The organism is Hanstruepera neustonica (assembly GCF_002895005.1).
Classification (GTDB): Bacteria; Bacteroidota; Bacteroidia; order Flavobacteriales; family Flavobacteriaceae; genus Hanstruepera; species Hanstruepera neustonica.
Genome location: NZ_POWF01000012.1, coordinates 18621 through 40455 on the forward strand (window position 1 = coordinate 18621; position 21835 = coordinate 40455).

Sequence of the window (21835 nt, forward strand, 5' to 3'; positions counted from 1 at the left end):
AAAATGGAATATGGAAAGCTTACAGGAATTTCTTTTAGATAAAGGCTACACAAAAATTAAATTAAAGCTTACAAAAACTAATCATTTTGAAGTCCGAGCTACCATCAATGGTGTCAAAGGTCTATTCATATTGGATACTGGTGCATCCGGGTCGTGTGTTGGTTTTGAAGCTATTGAGACCTTTAAACTAAAAGCAAAAGATTCTGAAGTTAAAGCTGCTGGAGCTGGTGCCACTGATATGGTAACTCAAATTTCAAAAAAGAATGATTTGAAAATTGGTAAATGGAAAAAGAATAAAGTTGCTTTAATCCTATTTAATATGGCACATGTCAATAGTGCTTTGATAGCCCATAACGCCAAACCTGTTGATGGCATCATTGGTGCCGATATCTTGAAAAAATCTAAAGCCATTATTGACTATGAAAAAAAATATTTATATTTAAAAATGTAGTATTGTTTTTTAAATTTTTCCCCTAAAATTTCAACACCAACTGATTAATGAATACCTCTATTGTAATTGCCGATGATCATCCTTTAATGTTAAGAGGCTTAAGCGATTTTTTAACTTCAAAAGGTTATAATATCCTCGGTAGTGCAACAAATGGTAATGAAGCTTACAATCAAATTGTAAAACACAAACCTGATATCGCTATTTTAGATATTAGAATGCCTTTTAAAACAGGTTTAGAAGTCGCGGAAACGTGTTTTAAAAACCATTTAAACACAAAAATTATTCTAATTACATTTGACAAAGGCGAAGAACTATACGATAAAGCAAAGGAATTGAATGTATTCGGATATATTCTTAAAGAATTTGCTATTGAAGAAATAGAAACATGTATCAGTCATGTAAATGAAGGGCAACCTTATTTTAGCGAAGAGATTGCATCCTATTTAAAATCTGCAATTCCTTCAGCCAAACCTGAAGAAATAGAAAGCCTTACTAAATCTGAATTGAAGATACTACGTTTTATTTCTGAAAATAAAACAAGTCAGGATATTGCTGAAATATTAGATATTTCATTTAGGACAGTCACAACCCATAGAAGTAATATTGTCAATAAACTCAAGCTCGAAAACAGACCCTCGTCATTATTCCTTTGGGCAATTAAAAACAAAAATCTTTTGTAAAATACGTACAAGTACGTATTTTTTTTAAGCAAATATCATTGTATATTTACAAAGCTATTAATCGAAATTCTTGTAGGGAATTATAGAAGGCTTTTTTGTTTGAACAAAAAGGCCTTCTTTTTTTTACGGTGACTTTATATTCTGCAAAAATACGTACAAGTACGTATTTTTTAAGTGAATAATCCACCATATCTTTACACTGCTATTAATTAGTTCTTAGGGAGAATTATATTTTGGAACTCTGCATGCTTAAAGTATTGTGGGGTTTCTTTTTTTAATCTAAATCATAAAAATACGTATAAGTACGTATTTTTTTTGACAGACATACTTTCTAACTTTACAAGTATGAATGACTAATACCCAAACTATTAATTACTCAACCCATGGACGACAATACTGGATTTAACAAATATTTTATTATAGGATTAATATTGCTCGCAGCAATAGTAGTGTCAATCAATATTCTTGTAGGTTTTTTTTAGTTAGTTAATGAATTATTCTCAAGAAAAAAGCGCAACCAAAATGGTTGCGCTTTCCTTTTTTATCCAGTTATTACTTTTAAAGCTCTAGAGCTTTTTTAACATCGTTGTTCATTAAAAGTTCAATTGGGTTTTCCAAGGCTTCTTTTACAGCTACCAGGAACCCAACAGATTCTTTTCCATCTATAATTCTGTGATCATAAGAAAGGGCTACATACATGATAGGACGAATTTCTACTTTTCCATCAACTGCAACTGGTCTTTCTACAATATTGTGCATGCCCAAAATACCACTTTGAGGTGGATTGATAATTGGTGTAGACAACATACTGCCAAACACACCTCCATTAGATATGGTAAAGGTTCCTCCTGTCATTTCATCAACTGTAATTTGCCCATCGCGAGCTCGAATAGCTAATCGTTTTACTTCGGCTTCAACACCTCTAAACGATAAGTTTTCGGCATTTCTAATAACAGGAACCATAAGTCCTTTTGGTCCAGAAACAGCAATGGAGATATCTACAAAATCATAGCTAATCATATCCTTGCCGTCTATCATAGAATTTACCGCTGGGTATTCTTTTAATGCTCTTACTACTGCCAATGTAAAGAAGCTCATAAAACCAAGGCTTACACCATGTTTAGATTTGAAGTCTTCTTTATATTGTTTACGCAATTCAAAAATAGGTGACATATCTACTTCGTTAAAAGTAGTCAACATAGCTGTTGTATTCTTAGCTTCAACCAACCGCTCTGCAACTTTTCTACGCAGCATAGACATTTTGCTTCTTGAAGTTGATCTGTTACCTCCTGTTGGCGTTCCCATAGATGGAACAGCTTTTACAGCATCATCTTTAGTAACACGACCATCTTTACCTGTACCTTCAACATCACTTGCTGACATATTTTTTTCAGCTAGGATTTTTTTTGCGGCTGGACTTGCAGATCCTGTGGCATAGGTTTTAGTTTCTTTTTTATCAGGTTTTGATTCAGAGGCCTCAACTTTAGGAGCCTCCTCTTTTTTAGTTTCTTTATCTTTAGACTCGCCTTCTGGCTTTTCAGCGCCTGTGTCAATTAAACAGACCACTTGCCCAACGGCAACAGCATCACCTTCTTCAGCCTTTAGTGTAATTGTACCACTAGCTTCTGCTGGAAGTTCAAGCGTAGCCTTGTCACTATCAACCTCTGCTATAGCTTGATCTTTCTCAACATAATCACCATCTTCTACCAACCATGTGGCTATTTCTACTTCTGTAATAGATTCTCCTGGTGACGGAACTTTCATTTCTAAAATCATTCTATTTCCTATTTTAGTATTTTAAATTATCGTTGGTTGTTTTTGTTTTTATCAAAGACAAAATCTATGACTTCTTGATGTCTCTTTTTTGAACGCACAGCACTACCTGCTGCTGGAGCTCCATAAGCTCTTCTTGTGGCTGCCCTAAATGTTTTGGCTTCGTCTAAATGCATGAGCATGTGACTATAAGCACCCATATTTCTTGGTTCTTCTTGGGCCCAAACCACATCATCTGCTTTATTATATTTCTTTATGACGCTTTTAATTTGCTCAATTGGCAATGGAAACAGCTGTTCTATTCTTACTAACGCTACATCATTACGTTCTAATTTTTCACGTTCTTCCAATAAGTCATAGTAGAATTTACCTGTAACGAAAACCAATGTTTTTACTTTATCAACTTTAATATGTTCATCGTCAATTAACATTTGAAAACTTCCGTTTGCAAATTCATCAACAGTTGATATTACACGAGGGTGACGCAACAAACTTTTAGGCGTGAAAACAATTAGGGGCTTTCTGAAATTGGCTTTCATTTGCTTGCGCAATAAATGATACATGTTGGCAGGCGTCGTACAATCTGCTACAAACATATTGTCCTTTGCACACAACTGTAAATAGCGTTCCATTCTTGCCGATGAATGTTCTGCACCTTGGCCTTCATACCCATGAGGCAATAACATGACCAATCCGTTTTGAAGCTTCCATTTATCTTCGGCTGCTGAAATATATTGGTCCAACATGATTTGGGCTCCATTACTAAAATCTCCAAATTGGGCTTCCCAAATGGTCAACGTTTTAGGGCTTGCCATGGCGTAACCATAGTCAAAGCCAACGACACCATACTCTGATAATAAGGAATTATAAATAAAGAAACGACCCTGTTTTTCGTTAATTTGGTTAAGCAAAACAACCTCTTCTTCACTATCTTCAACTTTTACCACAGCATGTCTATGAGAGAAAGTGCCTCGCTCCACATCTTGACCAGATATTCTAACATCGTAGCCTTCTTCCAAAAGAGTTCCGTAGGCCAAATGTTCTGCCATAGCCCAATCTAGCTTGTCTTCGTCAAACATGGTTTTTCTAGATTCAACCAATCTAGAAATTTTTCTTATAAACTTTTTGTCTTTTGGTAATGTTGAGATAACATCCGTTATCTTTTCTAGGCCTGCTTTAGAATATGTTGTATCAACAGGCTTCATCATCTTATCTTCTTCTACGGTAATAAAATCAGTCCATTCATTTTGCATAAATGGTGTAATTACCGTTTTATCTTCTTTACGGGAATCTTCTAATTTTTCTTCTAAAGATGCCTTGTAGTTTTCTTCTAATTGAGATACATGTTCTTTGGTAATAATACCTTGTTCAATTAGCTTTTCAGCGTAAATATCTCTTGGATTTTGATGCTTTGCAATTGCTTTGTAAAGCAGTGGCTGTGTAAATTTTGGTTCATCCCCTTCATTATGCCCATATTTTCTATAGCCCAATAAGTCAATAAACACATCGCGTTTAAATTGCATTCTGAAATCTAATGCAAATAACATAGCATGTACAACGGCTTCAGCGTCATCAGCATTAACGTGTAAAACTGGTGAAAGTGTTACCTTACCAACATCAGTACAATAGGTACTGGAACGTGCGTCTAAATAATTGGTTGTAAACCCTATTTGGTTGTTGACTACAATGTGGATGGTTCCATTGGTTTTATAACCATCTAATTGGGCCATTTGAACAACCTCATAAACGAGCCCCTGACCTGCAATTGCGGCATCACCATGAACTACAATGGGTAAAACCTGTGAAGGGTTTTCTGGGTACTTATCATCTTGCTTTGCTCTTGTGATACCTTCTACCACTGCTCCAACGGTCTCTAAATGAGATGGATTGGGTGCTATGTTTAAATTAATTTTTTTGCCAGAATCTGTTATTCGATCACTGGTCCAACCTAAATGGTATTTTACATCGCCATCAAAAACTTCTTGTTCGTAATCCTTACCATCAAATTCGCTAAAGATATCTTTGGCTGATTTTCCAAAAATATTGGTCAGTGTACTCAATCGGCCACGATGCGCCATGCCCATGACAAACTCCTTAACATCATATTCTGATGCTTTTTCAATAAGGGCATCAAGAGCGGGAATTAAAGATTCGCCTCCTTCTAAAGAAAATCGTTTTTGACCAACATATTTTGTGTGCAAAAAGCTTTCAAAAGATACAGCCTCATTTAGTTTTTTAAGTATATGCTTTTTTTGGTCGGCAGTAAATTTAGGCTGATTATCATTGATGTTTAGTTTATTTTGAATCCACTGTATTTCTTCAGGTTTTCTGATATACATATACTCAACACCAATAGAGTCACAATAAATCCGTTCTAGATGATTGATTATTTCTCGTAAAGTTTGAGAACCAATTCCTAATATTTCGGCCGCATTAAAAACTGTATCCAGATCACCTTCAGTAAGCCCAAAATTTTCAATCTCCAAAGTTGGGGCATATTTTCTTCTGGCTCTAACCGGATTTGTTTTGGTAAACAAATGGCCACGGGTTCTGTAACCATCAATAAGTTTTACAACTTGAAATTCTTTTTGAACATGTTCTGGGATTTGAGTTGAAACACCATCAACAATTTCTCCATTCATACCATAACTCTCACTACCAAAATCGTAACCTTGAAAAAAGGCTCTCCAACTTGGTTCAACAGAATCTGGATTTTCTAAATATTGGTCATATAAATCAGCAAAGTAGGCTGTGTGTGCGGCGTTTAAAAAGGAATATTTATCCATAAATATTTTAAAACTGAATCTTTCAGACAAAATTTATACAAAAGTACAATTTTTAGTATAATTAGGTATGGTTTTGTTATTTTTATAACATGTTTAAGTCTCTAATTATATTGTTGATGAAAAAAGAGCTCGTTTTTGGAAAATTAACCATTTTAGTCCTATTATTTTTTTTAAGTTTTCAACCATCTATTCTAGCACAAAATGAAAAAAGTGATTTCTGGAATCATGTTGCCATCGGTGGTGGTATTGGTTTAAGTTTTGGTAGTGGTTTTTTTAGCGGTACCATTGCACCAAGTGCTATTTACCGTTTTAATCCACAAGTTGCCATGGGTTTGGGTTTAAACTATACTTATAACGAAGACAAGGATTTTTATCGTTCGTCAATAATTGGTGGAAGTGTGATTGGGTTTTACAACCCAATACGAGAAGTTCAACTTTCGGCAGAATTTGAACAACTAAACGTCAACCGAAATTACTACAATACCATTTTAAATTATGATGAAGATTATTGGTACCCTGCTTTGTTTTTGGGAGCCGGCTATAGCATTATTACAGGAAAAGTTTCAACTGCCATAGGTATACGCTATGATGTGTTATACGACAGAGATAAAAGTATCTATGCGGAACCATGGGCACCATTTATACGTGTTTATTTTTAGCGCTAATAGTGGTTTTTGTACCAAACCTTTTGCCATTCTCGCTTGAGTATCATAAATGATACCTGTTCGGACATTTCTAATGTATCAGTACCATCCAAAGACCTAATTTGTTTTTCAGGAACATCAATGATATAGAGCAGATTCAGGTAATCCATAAACCGCTCCTGAATTAATTTATAGATGGTTTCATGAAGCATGAGTTTTAAACTAGACGGCAAAATATCCTCATTAAAACTTAAATTCAAATTGGCAAGAGCCAAATCCTTATTAAGCTGAACAATCAACTGCCTATATAGTTTAAGTCCTTCAGCTTGCTGGATTAATTCTGAAAATGTTATTGGCCATTGCATTAAACAGATCGATTCATTAATTGTAAACCAAATTCTTTTAGAATGGTTTTTTTTGTGTTTGGAATATTTAACTGATTTAAAACTTCAAAAGCCTTATTGGTGAATTTTGAAATTTCGTTTTTTGTAGCGTCAGCAGCTCCTGTAGTTTCAAAAATAGATTTTATGGTTTTTATTTTATCGGTTTGGTCAGTTGGGTTTAAACTATATAAATCGGACAATTGCTGTCTATCTTCATCGTCACCTAGCTCAAATGATTTAATGTATAAAATGGTTTTTTTATTTTCAATAATATCACCTCCAACTTGCTTACCAAAGGTTTTTGGATCTCCAAAAGCATCTAAATAATCATCTTGAAGCTGAAAAGCGATGCCTAGGTTTTTACCAAATTCATAAATCCGATCTTGGTCTTCTTTTTTAGCATTAGCAACTATAGCTCCCATTTTCATGGCAGCACCAACCAAAACAGCTGTTTTATACTCAATCATTTTTAAATAACTACCTATTGTAACATGATCCTGTGTTTCAAAATCAATATCATACTGTTGGCCTTCACAAACCTCGAGAGCTGTTTTACTAAATAATTTGGCTAATGCCTGAAAGGTTTCACAAGGATAATTTTCAAATAATTTATAAGCCATGATTAACATAGCATCACCAGACAAAATACCTGTGTTAACATCCCACTTTTCATGAACAGTCTCTTGACCTCTACGCAATGGTGCGGCATCCATGATATCATCATGAATCAATGAAAAATTGTGGAATACTTCAATACTCAATGCGGCATTCATAGCCAGTTTATAATCAGCATCAAACAATTCTGCACTCATTAACGTTAAAACAGGTCTTAATCGCTTCCCACCTAATTTTAATATATAGTTAATAGGCGCATAAAGAGATGAGGGTTCTCCAAACGTTTGGTAGTCTTCTAAATAGGAACTAAAAGCTTTTTGATAAAAGGATATTGATTGCATGATTGCAAAATAAAGTAATTGCCTTCATTATTACAACAACTTTAGGGTAATGTTAAAAAAACATTAAAACTATGGAAACTTTTTTTGTTTTTAAAGTTTCCTTGCGTAGCTTTGCACCACAATTATGAAAGAAGACATTTTAAAAACAGCCGTTGATTTATTTTTAACCTATGGGTTCAAAAGTGTGACCATGGATGATATTGCCAATAATTTAGGCATATCAAAAAAAACCATTTATCAATACTTTGAAAACAAAACCATTTTGGTTGAAGAATCTGTTATGTATTTATTCCAATCGATTTCTAGTGGTATTGAAGACATTAGGGATATGGAAAAAAATCCGATAGAGGAAATTTATGAGATCAAAAAATTCTTAATGCACAATCTTAAGGATGAAAAATCCTCGCCGCAATATCAATTAGAAAAGTATTACCCAAAAATATTTAAGGATATTAAGGAGAAACAATATTGTGTCATGGATGATTGCGTAAGTTGCAATTTAGAAAGAGGTAAGAAGATTGGATTATACAGAGAAAACCTGAATGTCAATTTCATTTCCAAAATCTATTTCAATTGCATGATGTCTCTAAAGGATAAGGGGTTGTTTCCGCTTGAAAACTTTTCGATGAAATCGCTTATGGATAATTATTTGGAATATCACCTACGCGGAATTTGTACCCCAAAAGGTCTTGAACTGTTGAACGAATATTTGAAAGTCAATCAATCACATTAAAAACTTACCTAAAAAGAATACATGAAACACATCACCTTAATAATAATCTGTTTTCTATTTTCCATTATGTCCCTAGGACAAGAAAACAATTATACTTTCTCATTACAAGAAGCCATAGATTTTGCATTAGAAAATAACCGTGCAGCAAAAAATGCTATTCGTGATGTAGAAATTGCAGAAAAAGAAAAATGGGGAGCAACAGCGACAGGATTACCCCAAATTAATGGTAACGTTGACTACCAAAATTGGATCAAGCAACAAGTATCATTATTACCGGGTGAAATTGCTGGAGGTGCTCCTGGAACATTTGTCCCTGTTACCTTTGGAACAAAACAAAGCATGAATTTAGGCGCCACTTTAAATCAACTTTTGTTTGATGGCTCCTATTTAGTTGGCCTACAAGCTGCCAAAGTATATCTTTTAATTTCAGAGAATTCTAAAACAAAAACGGATTTGGAAGTCAGAAAAGCTGTCATTAATGCTTATGGCAACGTATTGCTTGCCGAAAAAAGCTTGGATATTGTTAACAACAATATTTCAGTACTCCAAAAAAATCTGGATGAAACCACAAAAATTTATGAAAATGGCCTAGAAGAAGAAGAAAGTGTTGAACAATTGCAAATAACTTTAAGTAGCTTAAAAAGTTACCTTAACAATAACATCAGGCTAAAAGATCTAGCCTATAAAATGTTTAATATTTCATTAGGTTTGGATTTAAATACAAATACGATTCTTACTGATGACCTAGAAACACTCACGCTACAAAATATTTCTTTAGACCTTTTAAGCACCGAAGAAAATGTTGAAAACACCATTGATTACAGAATTGCTGCCAATTATATGGAAACAACAGAGTTACAGCTTAAACTTGAAAAAAGCACTTTTCTGCCTAGTTTAAATGCTTTTGTGTCTGCTGGGTATAATGGATTTAGTGACAAATTTACTTTTACTAACACCAACCAAGAATGGTTCGGACAAGCTCAATTTGGAGTTGGACTTTCGGTACCTATATTTAGTTCAGGTATGCGCAGTGCCGCCACCCAGCGTGCGCAAATTAATGTCGAAAAAGCTAAAGAAGAATTGACACAAACCGAACAAGAATTACGTTTTCAAATAGCCAATGCTAAAAGCGATTATCAATTTGCCATTGAAGAATACACCAACAAAAAAGAAAATTTAGATTTAGCCGAACGTATAGAATCAAAAAACGAAACCAAATTTTTTGAAGGTATTGCTACCAGTTTTGATTTGCGTCAAGCTCAAACACAACTATACACTGCCCAGCAAGAATACTTACAAGCCATGTTTAATGTCATTGCTAAAAAGGCAGAATTAGAAACCATACTGAACACTGTTAATTATTAAGCTATCACAATAAAAAAATGAAAAATATACTAACACTCCTATTAGCAACCGTTATTTTATTTTCTTGCGGAGAAGGCAAAAAAAATTCGTTGGAAAACGTCTTAAGTTCAAACAATCTGGAGCTTATGCGCCAAAAACGTGCCGAAATTGTTGAACAACAGCAAACCATTCATGACCAATTGGTTCAATTGGATGATGCCATAGCCAAAGTAGATACGGTTAAAAAAGTGCCTTTAATAACAACATTTAAGGCAAAAACGGAGCCTTTTAATCACTATTTTGAAATTCAAGGAAATGTTACCACCAAAGACCTTTTGGTGATTACACCAGAGTACAACGGTATTTTGTCTCATGTATATGTAACCGAAGGTCAAAAAGTAAGTAAAGGTCAAACCCTAGCAAAAATTGATGATGGCGGTTTAAGTCAACAATTGGCACAATTAAAAATACAAGCTGATTTGGCAAAAACCACTTACGAGCGTCAAAAACGCCTTTGGGACCAAAACATAGGTAGTGAAATTCAATTTCTTCAAGCCAAGTCCACTTATGAAGCTCAAGAAGAAGCCGTAAATCAACTCAATCAACAAATTGCCAAAACGGTTGTTAAGGCACCTTTTTCTGGAACCATTGATGATGTCATTACCGAACAAGGTAGTGTAGTTGCTGCTGGACAATCTCAATTATTTAGATTGGTCAGCCTAAACAATATGTATATAGAAACCGATGTGCCCGAACGTTACATTGAAGATGTTACCAAAGGCAAACATGTTGTGGTAGAGTTTCCGGTTTTAGGAAAAAGTATAGAAACCGAAATTCGTCAAGCGGGTGATTTTATTAACCCGTCCAATCGTACTTTTAAGGTTGAAGTTGGTATTCCTAATTCTGAAAAGAATATCAAACCAAACTTAACGGCTAAACTAAAGATTAATGATTACACGAATAAGGAAGCCATTTTAATTCCTCAAAGTGTCATTTCTGAAAATGCTGAAGGCGAACAATACATTTACACGGTATCAGAAAAAGATAGCGATAATATTGGTGTTGCCAAAAAGACCATTATCACTACTGGAAAAACTCAAGGCGATGTCATTGAGGTTCTATCTGGAATTGAAAACGATACCGAAATCATCAAAGAAGGTGCGCGTAGTGTCAAGGATGGACAATCAGTAGAAGTTATTGACTACAACGAAGCGAAATAATAGACTAACCCAAAGCCAAAAAAATATAACATGACTGAAAGACAGAAAAAAGTCGATAAAGAATTTGGACTATCATCGTGGGCCATTAATAACAAGACCACCATTTATGTCCTGATTTTGGTATTCTTTTACTTGGGTGTTTCGGCATTCTTTGAAATGCCTAGGGAAAACTTCCCAGAAGTAAACGAAACAAAAATATATGTCAGTACTATTTTCCCAGGAAATACTGCTGAAGATATAGAGAAACTCATTACAGATCCTTTAGAAGATGAACTAAAAACCGTCAGTAATGTTGTTGAAATAACCTCAACATCACAAGAAGACTACTCCATGGTCATTGTTGAGTTTGATGAAGGGATTACCGTTGAAGAAGCTAAATTAAAAGTCAAAGATGAAGTAGAATCAAAAACCACTAATGAGGACTGGCCAACCTTTAATGGTGCCAAAGTAGAACCCGATGTTTTTGATTTGAGTATGTCTGAAGAAATGCCCATTTTGAACATTAACATTTCTGGAGATTACCCAGTAGAAAAATTAAAGGAATATGGTGAGTATCTCCAAGATGAAATTGAAGATCTTTTAGAGATAAAGGAAGTTGCCATTCGTGGTGCGCAAGAAAAAGAAGTGGAAGTTGCTGTTGATATCTATAAAATGATGGCTGCTCAAGTATCTTTTAGTGATGTCATCAACGCCATTAGCGGTGGAAACGTTACTATGTCGGCAGGAAACATCAAAGCCAGTGGACAACGTAGAACTATTCGGATTTTAGGTGAAATTGAAGATCCTGCACAACTACGTGATTTTGTTGTGAAATCAGAGCACGACAATCCTATTTATTTAAAAGATATTGCCACAGTTAGTTTTGAAGAGGAAGACAAAACCACCTTTGCCAGAGAGTATGGCGAGCCAGTGGTAATGCTGGATGTTAAAAAGCGCGCAGGAAAAAACATGGTTGCTGCCGCAGAGCAGATTCAAACCATTGTTCAAGACGCCAAAGACAACGTCTTTCCACAAGACTTAAAAGTTACCATTGCCAACGATCAATCATCAGTTACCATAGGTCAAGTAGATGATTTGGTCAACAACATCATTTTTGGGGTGATATTGGTTGTCACTGTATTAATGTTCTTCCTGGGCTTCAAAAATGCCATTTTCGTTGGTTTCGCTATTCCTATGTCCATGTTTATGTCGCTCATGATTCTCAATATGTTTGGCATTACATTAAATACTATGGTGTTATTCGGACTTATCATGGGTCTGGGAATGCTGGTGGACAATGGTATTGTTGTGGTAGAAAACGTCTATCGTTTAATGGATGAGGAAGGCATGAGTCGTATTGAAGCTGCCAAAAAAGGAATAGGGGAAATAGCCTTCCCAATTATTATATCAACAGCCACAACGGTAGCTGCTTTTATACCATTAGGCTTATGGCCAGGCATTATGGGTGAATTTATGATGATTTTACCTCAAACTCTATCCATTGTTTTAGGGTCATCATTATTTGTTGCCATATTTTTCAACTCGGTATTGGTATCCCAATTCATGAGTATTGAAGATAAAGATATGCCTCTAAAACGCATTGTGACACTTACGAGTATCATGGCTGTTTTAGGCATTATGGTCTATTTTGTAGCAGGCGAGTATCGTGCCTTGGGTAGTTTAATGGTTTTCACAGCCATTATGTTGTGGGTATATAGACTATTCTTACGCAAATGGGCTAATAATTTTCAAACCAAAACATTAGTAAAATTGGAGCGCTTGTACGAAAGAACGCTACGTTGGACTTTATCTGGATGGAAACCATATGCTTTAAGTATTGGAACATTTTTATTGCTTATTATGGCATTTATGGCTTTTGGCATGTCATTATCAACACAACGTACCAAAGTGGAGTTCTTCCCAGATAACATTCCAAACCAAATTATTGTCTACATAGAATATCCTGAAGGTACCGCCATTGAAAAAACCAATGCCATAACCAAGGAAATTGAAAAACGTGTTTACAAGGTTTTAGATGATTCACAATATAAGGATGGTGATTATAATTTCATGGTTGAAAGTGCCGTATCACAAGTTGGTGAAGGTGCTGGAAATCCGCAAACTGATGGTGGTTCGGCTGCTGAAATGCCTCACAAAGCCAAAATAACAGCCTCTATGCGTGAGTTTAAATACCGTCGAGGCGAAGACAGTGAAATATTGCGTCAAAAAGTTCAAAAAGCCTTAGTTGGTATTTATCCAGGGGTTTTAATCTCCGTTGAAAAAGATGCTGCGGGACCACCTGCTGGCTCACCTATTAATATTGAATTAGAAGGAAATGATTACGATGAATTAATCAACACAGCTGAACGCATGCGTGAGTTTATCAACAGTAAAAATGTTGCTGGTGTTGACGAACTCAAAATTGACGTGAATAAAGACAAACCCGTGATGCGTGTAGTTGTTGATCGTGAAAAGGCTGGTGAGTTGGGCATTAGTGCTTCACAAGTAGGACAGCAATTACGAAATTCCATTTTTGGTTCCAAGGCAGGTGTCTATAAAGAAGATGGCGATGACTACGATATTTATGTGAGGTTTAATGAAGAAAATCGCTATGATAAAAGTGCGCTTTTCAATCAGAAAATCACATTTAGGGATATGGCTTCAGGACAGATTAAGGAAATACCTGTTTCCGCTATAGCAGAACATGAAAACACCTCTGGTTTCAGTGCCATAAAACATAAGGATGCTAAACGTGTGGTAACTGTTTATTCGGCATTAGCACCTGGCTATACTGATGCTGGAGCTGTGGTTAATCAAATTCGAAACGAAATGAAGAGCTTTGAAGACTTACCAAGCAATATCAAAATTGATTACACAGGGCAAATTGAAGAGCAAAACAAGCAAATGGCCTTTTTAATGGGTGCTTTTTTCACTGGATTAGGACTTATTTTCTTCATTTTGATTTTCCAATTTAATTCAGTCTCTAAACCTGCTATAATTATGCTGGCCATTTTCTTAAGCTTAATTGGTGTGTTTGGAGGCATTGTTATTACCGGGAGTGCGTTTGTAATCATGATGACCATGGTTGGTATCATTTCCCTAGCTGGTGTTGTAGTAAATAATGGTGTGGTACTATTGGATTATGCCCAATTATTGATTGACAGAAAGAAAGTAACCCTCTATATAGATGAAAACGACTATTTAGAAGTTGATGATTTGTTTGAATCCATCGTCAGAGCAGGTAAAGCACGTTTACGCCCTGTTCTTCTCACGGCTATTACAACTATTTTAGGTTTAATTCCATTGGCAGTTGGTTTCAACATCAATTTCTTTACTTTATTTAAAGATTTTGATGCAAACATCTACATCGGTGGTGATAATGTGGTTTTTTGGGGACCATTGGCATGGACTGTAATTTATGGTCTATTTGTTGCAACATTTTTAACCTTAGTTATTGTACCAGTTTTATTTTTCTTAGTCATGAAATTGAAGATGTGGTTACGCAAAAAACGCAAAGGTAGTTTGCAAATTGAAAGTGAATCCTTATCCCTTAAATAAGGATTGATTAATAGCAGAAAAAGCCTTAACAATTGTTAAGGCTTTTTCATTTGATTTAAAATTCTCTTATTAAATAATGCTTTCCTCCATTTCAAAAACATGGCTGTTTTGATGCTGATTGCGATTATTTATTTTGGTATTTTCTGATATCCATACTAGACGTTTTTCATAATAATGAAAATTATTATTATCAGTAGGATCCAATACCATGAGATAAATCCATTCATTGTCAAATAAGGTTTTAATATTATCATTTCTTAAAAGAATTTCGCTCACTCTTGAAATAGGCGCTTGAATGACAACAGATAACCTTAAAGGTTGGTGGTACATTTTAGAGTCTGTTTCTTGTAATGATTGTAAAGGTAAACCCATTTTAAGGTCACCACCATTTCCTTGAACAACACCAAATTTACCTGTAATATTATGTGTGATTTTTGATCCTCCACCAAAAATATTATTATCTACCATTGCAAAATAATAGTGGTTATTAATCCATTGTGTCACAACCATTGGTCCTTGCATAATGGCTTCTAATGCTTTACCATTTTCATCCGTTTTCCAATCATAGGAATGTAAAAAACATCGACCGTCTAGGTTTTTACCTTGAGTTAATGATCGCGGACCTATTATAAACGATGCATTTTTTGCTAATCCCCATTCTGGACGTGTGTCAGACCAATTATTTGCTTTTTTGTTTGCTAATGCAACACTACCGTTTTTAATTCCCATTCGCTCTTGAGTTGCTGTTTGTTGGGCTTTAGCTAAATTTAATTTTAAATTAGCAACAGTTTTAAAATGACTCTTTGGAACGTCAGAATCAAATAAAATAATCTCATCTGTCGTTGTGTTATGTTCTGCTCCAATAAAGACTGTTGATTCAGGTATGTCAATGTCATGAAGTTCTTTTAAGTTTTTCCTCACTTCAATATCATTGGCCAATTTGGCAAAAACTCTGGCATTATGCCTACCTGGACTAGCGGCACAAGCTCCACAATCTAAACTAGATCCAAAAGGATTATTGGCAGAGTGGCTTCCGTGGCCCACCAAAAGTATAATGGGAGAAAATGACTTCCAACCCATTAAATCAAAGGCAGATTTTATGATGTTCACCTTGACTTCCAATGAAATTTTTTCTTCATTATCTGAAGTGTCATCAATAATTTTTAGTTGTGGTTCACAGAACGATTCATGATCAATAGAGTTATTCTTATTAATCTTAAGCAAGTAACCTGGTGCGAATGTTCGAGCAATTAGGAATAAAAAATATAAAACACCACTGCCCTCAACAAATCCAAAAGCCGACGGTAACATATTCTTCATGCGTTTAAGAATATATTCCTTAAACTGATTTAATTTGGTTATCCTAGTATATTTTGCGAATTGCTCTTTTTGATTTTCTAACGTTACTTCAGAAGCTTGATATGAGGAGTCTAATATAGGCGGACATGACTTTCTGATCAATTCGTTATCCAAACTTTTGTAATCCATAGCAATTCCAAAAAAACCAGCATACCCATAAGTTTCATATTTTCCGGCAGATTCTACATGCCTACGAATGAGCTCTGAACGGGTATCAATGCAAAACACCATTTGAGCTTCTAAATCATTCGCGCTTTCCTTGTTAAAATCATGAGTGATTTTTTGGGATTTCAGCAAACGTTCTAATTCACTCTGCCAACTTTTTTCCCATGCCTGCAACCAAATATATTGAAGTTTAAATAGCTTATCTTCATCTGGTGTAGTTGTTTTTTCTGGAGCAATTTTGGCATTAGTAATTTTTGCAATACATAATCTGACCGCTAAGTAATCCTGCAAGATAATTGGATAGGTTTCTTGTCTTATTGATTTAGTTGTATTTCGGTAATTGATGTAGCCCGTCCAACCTGGTAAAGCTGCCAAATGGTAAGTAAATATTTTTATGTAATCTTCTTTTGGAAAGTCCTTTAAAATGCTACTCAAGGCCTCCTCACTTGATAAGGGGATATCATCAAGGTTCAATTTTGGTAGACTGTTATCATGCACAGCAAGCTTTCGCCAAGCCTTAAAGAATCCTTTTTGCTTATTTGGCATTTCCCACTCCGCCAAGCCTTCATCCATAAAAACTGCCAACCATTTTGACATGGTTCTATCTAGGTTATGAGTATCATTGGTAATTTCATTTTTACCAGTAGCGAGTTGTGACAGATAAAACTCTGGCGACTCTGTAAATGCATTTTCCTTTAACATTTTAACAAGTAATTTTCTATTAATAGCACCTTGGTCCAGTGCATCGCGAAAGAGACTTGCATTAGGAAAAACTTGGGCGTTTAAAAATAATCTTGCCTGTTTAATAGCTTTAGTGAAATGTTGATTTTCATAACCAGATAATGGGTTTGAGGTGACAAATGAATAAAGCGGCCAAGTTTTTCCTATAACTTTTGAGGCTTCTTCTATACTATGTTTTATAGATATATCAATCATAATAATTATGGTTTGTACATTAAAATAGTTTTCTTTTGAGGCTGTGACATATTTAATAGCTTAACATATAGCCAAGGATAGTTTTTGTAGACTCCCAATTTCATTATGAAAAACCCAATGAAAAATATTACACCAAAAACTACTTCCATAAAAGACATTTTATATGACTGTGAGACAATAGCCATATCATCCATCAAGATTGTTACAGCATTGTACATTAGCGCATAGGTTGAAATACCAATAAAAAACAGCACTGTCGGCAAAAACGTTTTTTGAAGCGGTGTCAGGTGTTTTTCTTTAACAATATTATAAGTTGCTTGACCAACGGTTATTGCAACAATTAGTGTTAAAAACAAACTACTATCAAGAGCAAAGCTTTTACCAGTAAAGTAATTGAATAGAAACGCTCCCATGATTCCAAAAAACAATACCGCCAATGCTTGTAATGGTTTTATAGTGATATTTAGTGGTTTCTGAATGTCAGATGATTGTATTTCTTCTCCTGATGATAAAAACAAATAGGCTTTATAAAACCCATGCAGTATTAGGTGGGCTATGGCTGCATTAAAGAATCCTAATCCACACTGCATAATCATAAAACCCATTTGGGCAATTGTTGAACAGGCTAATTTTTGTTTTACTTGAACTTGAATGAGTTTTGTGAATTGAGCAAGTATAGCTGTCAACCCTCCAACTAAAAAAAGGATATTAAGCGATTTTGATTCTACCAATAATACAGCTAGAAGTGTAAGTAATATACCGGAGCCATTAACAAAACCTGCATGCATCAGTGCCGATGCAGGAGTTGGAGCTGTCATGGCTGAAAGCAACCATTTATGGAATGGAAAAATTGCAGATTGTATGATTGCTGCTATTATAACAAACAAAGCTGCGATTAGAAGGACATAATGAGGAACACTATTTAAGTTTGCTAAAATATCACTCAATGTAACCGAGTTTGTATTTAGAGCCAGAAGCACTAGACCTAAACTTAAAAAAAGGCTGCCAAGCAGAAAGTTGTTAAAAGCAAATTTTGATGCCTCTTTAGCTTCACCCCAATCAGAATGTACCCCAATCAATCGTGACATTATGAAACCCATTAAAAGCCACATAACTAAAAATATGAGAATATGGTTTGCCGAAACAAAAACCATTATTGACATCATAAACCCTAAACTCAACAGCGAAAATTTGTTTTGGTATCTAAAGCCCGACAAATAGTTCTCACTGTAGCTTGCTATTAATCCACTGAAAAATGTAACCACAGACCAAATAAGAGCTACAAAACCATTGAATCTAAATAAATCACCTAGCTTTACTTGTGGAATATTGGAAAAGTTGAACAACACATAAGAAAAAATACAGATGAACAACAACCACATAAAACCAGTGATGATTTTTTGAATAGAAAAAAAGGAAATTTTCATATTTGACATAATTAAAAATTTATTAGTGTTAAATAATTCAGAAGTCATTAAGTGTTTGCACGAATTTTCATAATGAAAATAGCAGAGAAAACAAATCCACATATTAAAAGTTCATCAATAAAAGCTGAATTGCGCATATAGGCCAAACATGTAAAAATGGCTAATGTGAACATGCCTAAAACTGGTAAAAGCATTGACTTTTGTATATCCATTTTAATTATCTTTTAAATCGTTATCAATTATTGAAATTTCTAAAACGCCATCAATTTTTATCATCTGGTTTTTTTGAAATGATTGCGCAATAAATTCTTTGGCAATGCCCTTTTCCTTTTGAAGTTCAGTTATCCTACCATCTAACTCGTCAGAATTACTGTAATGGTTTCCTTCCCATTGTTGAAGTCTTTGAATTTTGTGAAAATTAATCTTCTCATCTATCAAAGATCCTATGACATGAGAAGCTTCAGAAGGTGTAAACTCACCTTTAACAAGTTGAATTTTTTGACTAATTTTTTCAGGTTTAACTAATTCTTTGGTTTCCATTTTTTTAAATTTTTATAATTAAACAATTAAATCTGATGCAAATATTAGACATTATTATCATATATTTTTATTTATATTTGTAATGCTATAGATAAAATATATTTATGAACTATACACTACATCAACTTCAGATTTTTTTAAAAATCGCCGAACTAAAAAGTATTACCAAGGCTTCAGAGGTTTTAAATCTTACACAGCCTGCTGTTTCTATTCAGCTAAAAAATTTTCAAGATCAATTTCCGATTCCTTTGACTGAAGTTGTAGGAAGAAAGCTTTATATAACTGATTTTGGAGAAGATATTGCCAAAGCTGCAGAACAGATAATTAACCATGTACATGCCATAAACTATAAAACACTCTCGTTTCAAGGGCAGTTGTCAGGACGTCTCAAAATATCCAGTGCGTCTACCGGAAAGTATGTAATGCCTTATTTCCTATCAGGCTTTATGAAAGAAAACCCTGGTGTTGAATTGAACATAGATGTAACTAATAAATCTCGAGTAATTGAAAGTTTAGAACTTAATGAAGTTGATTTTGCATTAGTTTCCGTATTACCCGAAAAACTAAATGTTAACAAGGTAGAACTTATGCAAAACAGACTCATGTTAATAGGCAGTACAAAACTGGATTTAAAAAAATGGCGGAGTAAAAAGCAGCTATTCGAAAACTACCCTTTGATTTATCGCGAAACGGGTTCTGCCACCAGAAATGCTATGGAAAAATTCATACTTAAAAACAACTTTTCTGTTCATAAAAAAATTGAACTTACCTCAAATGAAGCAGTAAAGCAAGCTGTTATATCTGATTTAGGCTGCTCCATCATGCCCTTAATTGGAATAAAAAATGAACTTAAAAATAAGGATTTACAAATAATACCTGTTAAAGGCCTACCCATTAACACAACATGGAATTTAATATGGTTAAAATCAAAAAAATTATCACCTGTAGCCGAAGCCTATCTTGATTTTTTGGATGCTCAAAAAGATTATATTATTAAAAATGAATTTTCTTGGATTGATTTTTAAAAAATATTCAGACATCAATTTCAGTATAAAAAAATTTATACTCTTGGGTATTTCATTAAATTTGCAACTCTAAATTTAGGTTATGTATAGAAGTCATACTTGTGGTGAATTAAGAGCATCGCATATCAACAAAGAGGTAACATTAGCAGGTTGGGTTCAAAAATCCCGTGATAAAGGATTTATTGTTTGGGTGGATTTACGAGACCGATATGGCATTACCCAATTGGTATTTGATGAAGAGCGCACACCTAAAGACATGATGGATAAAGCCCAAAATTTAGGTCGTGAATTTGTTATTCAAGTTACTGGTAAAGTTATTGAAAGAGCTTCTAAAAATCCCAATATACCCACAGGCGATATTGAAATATTAGTTTCTAAATTAACTATTTTAAATGAAGCCAAACTACCACCATTTACCATTGAAGATAAAACTGATGGTGGTGAAGATTTACGTATGAAATACCGCTATTTGGATATTCGTCGTAATCCTGTAAAAAACAGTTTAATCTTTAGGCATAAGGTTACACAAGAAGTTCGTAATTATCTTTCTAACGAAGGTTTTATTGAGGTTGAAACACCTTATTTAATAAAATCAACTCCTGAAGGCGCCAGAGATTTTGTTGTACCTAGTAGAATGAACGAAGGTCAATTTTATGCCTTACCGCAATCACCTCAAACCTTCAAGCAATTGCTAATGGTTGGTGGCATGGATAAGTATTTTCAAATAGTTAAATGTTTTAGGGATGAAGATTTACGTGCTGATAGACAGCCTGAATTTACTCAAATAGATTGTGAAATGGCATTTATTGAGCAAGAGGATATTTTAAATGCTTTTGAAGGTTTAACACGTCATTTACTTAAAGAAATTAATGGTGTTGAAATTGATAAGTTTCCACGAATGCTTTATGATGATGCTATGCGTTTATATGGTAATGACAAACCAGATATTCGTTTTGGGATGGTGTTTGGTGAATTAAACCAGGTTACGCAACATAAAGATTTTAATGTATTTAATGCTGCTGAATTGGTTGTGGGAATTGCTGTACCTGGCGGAAATAGTTACACCCGAAAAGAAATTGATAATCTAATTGACTGGGTTAAACGCCCACAAATTGGTGCTTTAGGGATGGTCTATTGCCGTTGTAATGAAGATGGCTCTTATAAGTCCTCCGTTGATAAGTTTTATGACCAAGATGATTTAGCAAAATGGGCTGAAGTTACCGGAGCCAAATCTGGTGATTTAATCTGTGTGCTTTCTGGAGATACCAATAAAGTGCGAGCGCAATTAAGTGCCTTACGTATGGAGCTTGCCGAACGTTTAGGCTTACGAAAACCGGATGAGTTTGCACCTCTTTGGGTACTAGACTTTCCGTTATTGGAATGGGATGAAGAAACCGAACGCTACCATGCTATGCACCATCCGTTTACTTCCCCAAAACCAGGTCAGCTGGAACTTTTAAAAACAAATCCTGGTGCTGTAAAAGCCAATGCTTATGATTTGGTTTTAAACGGAAATGAAATTGGAGGTGGTTCTATTAGAATTCATGATAAGGAAACACAATCCCTAATGTTTGATTATTTAGGTTTTACTCCAGAAGAAGCCAAAGCTCAGTTTGGATTTTTAATGGATGCGTTTCAATATGGTGCCCCACCGCATGGTGGATTGGCATTTGGATTGGATAGATTAGTTGCCATTTTAGGAGGTCAGGAAACCATTCGCGATTTTATTGCGTTTCCAAAAAACAATGCAGGACGCGATGTTATGATTGATGCACCTGCTCCTATAGACAATGAACAATTGGAAGAGTTGAGCTTAAAATTAAATTTAAAATCATAAACATAAAATCCTGCTCCATGCAGGATTTTTTAGTAGTTT

At 34.7% G+C, this 21835-nt stretch carries 16 protein-coding genes; 9 read left to right on the forward strand and 7 right to left on the reverse strand.

All coding sequences use genetic code 11. The annotated features are described in order from the left end of the window. The first annotated feature begins 10 nt into the window (after window positions 1-10). Together C1T31_RS13775 and C1T31_RS13780 are read left to right on the forward strand one after the other, a co-directional pair. On the forward strand, window positions 11-451 hold the full coding sequence (locus C1T31_RS13775) for a retropepsin-like aspartic protease (protein WP_103053102.1): 441 nt from the start codon (window positions 11-13) through the stop codon (window positions 449-451). A gap of 47 nt (window positions 452-498) precedes the next feature. Further along, window positions 499-1131, forward strand: coding sequence for a response regulator (locus C1T31_RS13780; protein WP_103053103.1), 633 nt, complete (start codon window positions 499-501; stop codon window positions 1129-1131). 558 nt (window positions 1132-1689) lie between these two features. Here the strand turns inward: C1T31_RS13780 and odhB are convergent. Together odhB and C1T31_RS13790 are read right to left on the reverse strand one after the other, a co-directional pair. Beyond that, complete coding sequence (gene odhB, locus C1T31_RS13785) at window positions 1690-2907, reverse strand: 2-oxoglutarate dehydrogenase complex dihydrolipoyllysine-residue succinyltransferase (RefSeq protein WP_103053104.1); 1218 nt, start codon at window positions 2905-2907, stop codon at window positions 1690-1692. A gap of 26 nt (window positions 2908-2933) precedes the next feature. Continuing rightward, a complete protein-coding gene (locus C1T31_RS13790; RefSeq protein ID WP_103053105.1) occupies window positions 2934-5690 on the reverse strand; it encodes a 2-oxoglutarate dehydrogenase E1 component in 2757 nt (918 codons plus the stop codon). Window positions 5691-5806: 116 nt separating this feature from the next. On the opposite strand from C1T31_RS13790, the gene C1T31_RS13795 reads away from it, so the two are divergent. Further along, a complete protein-coding gene (locus tag C1T31_RS13795) occupies window positions 5807-6349 on the forward strand; it encodes an alpha-ketoglutarate decarboxylase (RefSeq protein WP_103053106.1) in 543 nt (180 codons plus the stop codon). Window positions 6350-6351: 2 nt separating this feature from the next. Here C1T31_RS13795 and C1T31_RS13800 read toward each other — a convergent pair whose 3' ends face one another. Both C1T31_RS13800 and C1T31_RS13805 read right to left on the reverse strand, forming a co-directional pair. Next, window positions 6352-6699, reverse strand: coding sequence for a hypothetical protein (locus C1T31_RS13800; RefSeq protein ID WP_103053107.1), 348 nt, complete (start codon window positions 6697-6699; stop codon window positions 6352-6354). After that, complete coding sequence (locus C1T31_RS13805; RefSeq protein WP_103053108.1) at window positions 6699-7673, reverse strand: polyprenyl synthetase family protein; 975 nt, start codon at window positions 7671-7673, stop codon at window positions 6699-6701. Before C1T31_RS13805 ends, C1T31_RS13800 begins: the two co-directional genes overlap by 1 nt. A 124-nt stretch (window positions 7674-7797) precedes the next feature. Between C1T31_RS13805 and C1T31_RS13810 the strand changes: the two genes are divergently transcribed. The 4 genes from C1T31_RS13810 to C1T31_RS13825 are packed head-to-tail and all read left to right on the forward strand — an operon-like array spanning window position 7798 to window position 14507. Beyond that, window positions 7798-8406, forward strand: a complete 609-nt coding sequence (locus tag C1T31_RS13810; RefSeq protein ID WP_103053109.1) for a TetR/AcrR family transcriptional regulator — start codon at window positions 7798-7800, stop codon at window positions 8404-8406. Window positions 8407-8427: 21 nt separating this feature from the next. After that, a complete protein-coding gene (locus C1T31_RS13815; protein ID WP_103053110.1) occupies window positions 8428-9771 on the forward strand; it encodes a TolC family protein in 1344 nt (447 codons plus the stop codon). Window positions 9772-9788: 17 nt separating this feature from the next. After that, window positions 9789-10970 carry an efflux RND transporter periplasmic adaptor subunit gene (locus C1T31_RS13820; RefSeq protein ID WP_103053111.1) on the forward strand — a complete coding sequence of 394 codons (1182 nt, stop codon included), beginning with the start codon at window positions 9789-9791 and terminating at the stop codon, window positions 10968-10970. Between the two features lie 30 nt (window positions 10971-11000). Then, window positions 11001-14507: an efflux RND transporter permease subunit gene (locus C1T31_RS13825; protein ID WP_103053112.1), complete on the forward strand. Its 3507-nt coding sequence runs from the start codon at window positions 11001-11003 to the stop codon at window positions 14505-14507. 69 nt (window positions 14508-14576) lie between these two features. Here the strand turns inward: C1T31_RS13825 and C1T31_RS13830 are convergent, their stop codons facing one another. The 3 genes from C1T31_RS13830 to C1T31_RS13840 form a co-directional block, all read right to left on the reverse strand. Next, window positions 14577-16967, reverse strand: coding sequence for a DUF2309 domain-containing protein (locus tag C1T31_RS13830; RefSeq protein ID WP_103053113.1), 2391 nt, complete (start codon window positions 16965-16967; stop codon window positions 14577-14579). A 5-nt stretch (window positions 16968-16972) separates the two neighbouring features. After that, on the reverse strand, window positions 16973-18394 hold the full coding sequence (locus C1T31_RS13835) for a proton-conducting transporter transmembrane domain-containing protein (protein ID WP_243398960.1): 1422 nt from the start codon (window positions 18392-18394) through the stop codon (window positions 16973-16975). A 213-nt stretch (window positions 18395-18607) separates the two neighbouring features. Beyond that, window positions 18608-18934 (reverse strand): hypothetical protein, encoded by a 327-nt coding sequence (locus C1T31_RS13840; RefSeq protein WP_103053114.1) that lies wholly within the window; start codon window positions 18932-18934, stop codon window positions 18608-18610. A gap of 104 nt (window positions 18935-19038) precedes the next feature. Here C1T31_RS13840 and C1T31_RS13845 point away from each other — a divergent pair, with 104 nt between their 5' ends. Both C1T31_RS13845 and aspS read left to right on the forward strand, forming a co-directional pair. Continuing rightward, window positions 19039-19959, forward strand: a complete 921-nt coding sequence (locus tag C1T31_RS13845; protein ID WP_103053115.1) for a LysR family transcriptional regulator — start codon at window positions 19039-19041, stop codon at window positions 19957-19959. 82 nt (window positions 19960-20041) lie between these two features. After that, window positions 20042-21796 carry an aspartate--tRNA ligase gene (aspS, locus tag C1T31_RS13850; protein WP_103053116.1) on the forward strand — a complete coding sequence of 585 codons (1755 nt, stop codon included), beginning with the start codon at window positions 20042-20044 and terminating at the stop codon, window positions 21794-21796. Window positions 21797-21835 lie beyond the last annotated feature (39 nt).

Coding starts and splice junctions, on each gene's coding strand:
- aspS (WP_103053116.1), top strand. CDS start 20,042: ATGTATAGAAGTCATACTTGTGGTGAATTAAGAGCATCGCATATCAAC.
- C1T31_RS13845 (WP_103053115.1), top strand. CDS start 19,039: ATGAACTATACACTACATCAACTTCAGATTTTTTTAAAAATCGCCGAA.
- C1T31_RS13800 (WP_103053107.1), bottom strand. CDS start 6,699: ATGCAATGGCCAATAACATTTTCAGAATTAATCCAGCAAGCTGAAGGA.
- C1T31_RS13825 (WP_103053112.1), top strand. CDS start 11,001: ATGACTGAAAGACAGAAAAAAGTCGATAAAGAATTTGGACTATCATCG.
- C1T31_RS13805 (WP_103053108.1), bottom strand. CDS start 7,673: ATGCAATCAATATCCTTTTATCAAAAAGCTTTTAGTTCCTATTTAGAA.
- odhB (WP_103053104.1), bottom strand. CDS start 2,907: ATGATTTTAGAAATGAAAGTTCCGTCACCAGGAGAATCTATTACAGAA.
- C1T31_RS13835 (WP_243398960.1), bottom strand. CDS start 18,394: ATGAAAATTTCCTTTTTTTCTATTCAAAAAATCATCACTGGTTTTATG.
- C1T31_RS13795 (WP_103053106.1), top strand. CDS start 5,807: ATGAAAAAAGAGCTCGTTTTTGGAAAATTAACCATTTTAGTCCTATTA.
- C1T31_RS13780 (WP_103053103.1), top strand. CDS start 499: ATGAATACCTCTATTGTAATTGCCGATGATCATCCTTTAATGTTAAGA.
- C1T31_RS13815 (WP_103053110.1), top strand. CDS start 8,428: ATGAAACACATCACCTTAATAATAATCTGTTTTCTATTTTCCATTATG.
- C1T31_RS13830 (WP_103053113.1), bottom strand. CDS start 16,967: ATGATTGATATATCTATAAAACATAGTATAGAAGAAGCCTCAAAAGTT.
- C1T31_RS13810 (WP_103053109.1), top strand. CDS start 7,798: ATGAAAGAAGACATTTTAAAAACAGCCGTTGATTTATTTTTAACCTAT.
- C1T31_RS13775 (WP_103053102.1), top strand. CDS start 11: ATGGAAAGCTTACAGGAATTTCTTTTAGATAAAGGCTACACAAAAATT.
- C1T31_RS13820 (WP_103053111.1), top strand. CDS start 9,789: ATGAAAAATATACTAACACTCCTATTAGCAACCGTTATTTTATTTTCT.
- C1T31_RS13790 (WP_103053105.1), bottom strand. CDS start 5,690: ATGGATAAATATTCCTTTTTAAACGCCGCACACACAGCCTACTTTGCT.
- C1T31_RS13840 (WP_103053114.1), bottom strand. CDS start 18,934: ATGGAAACCAAAGAATTAGTTAAACCTGAAAAAATTAGTCAAAAAATT.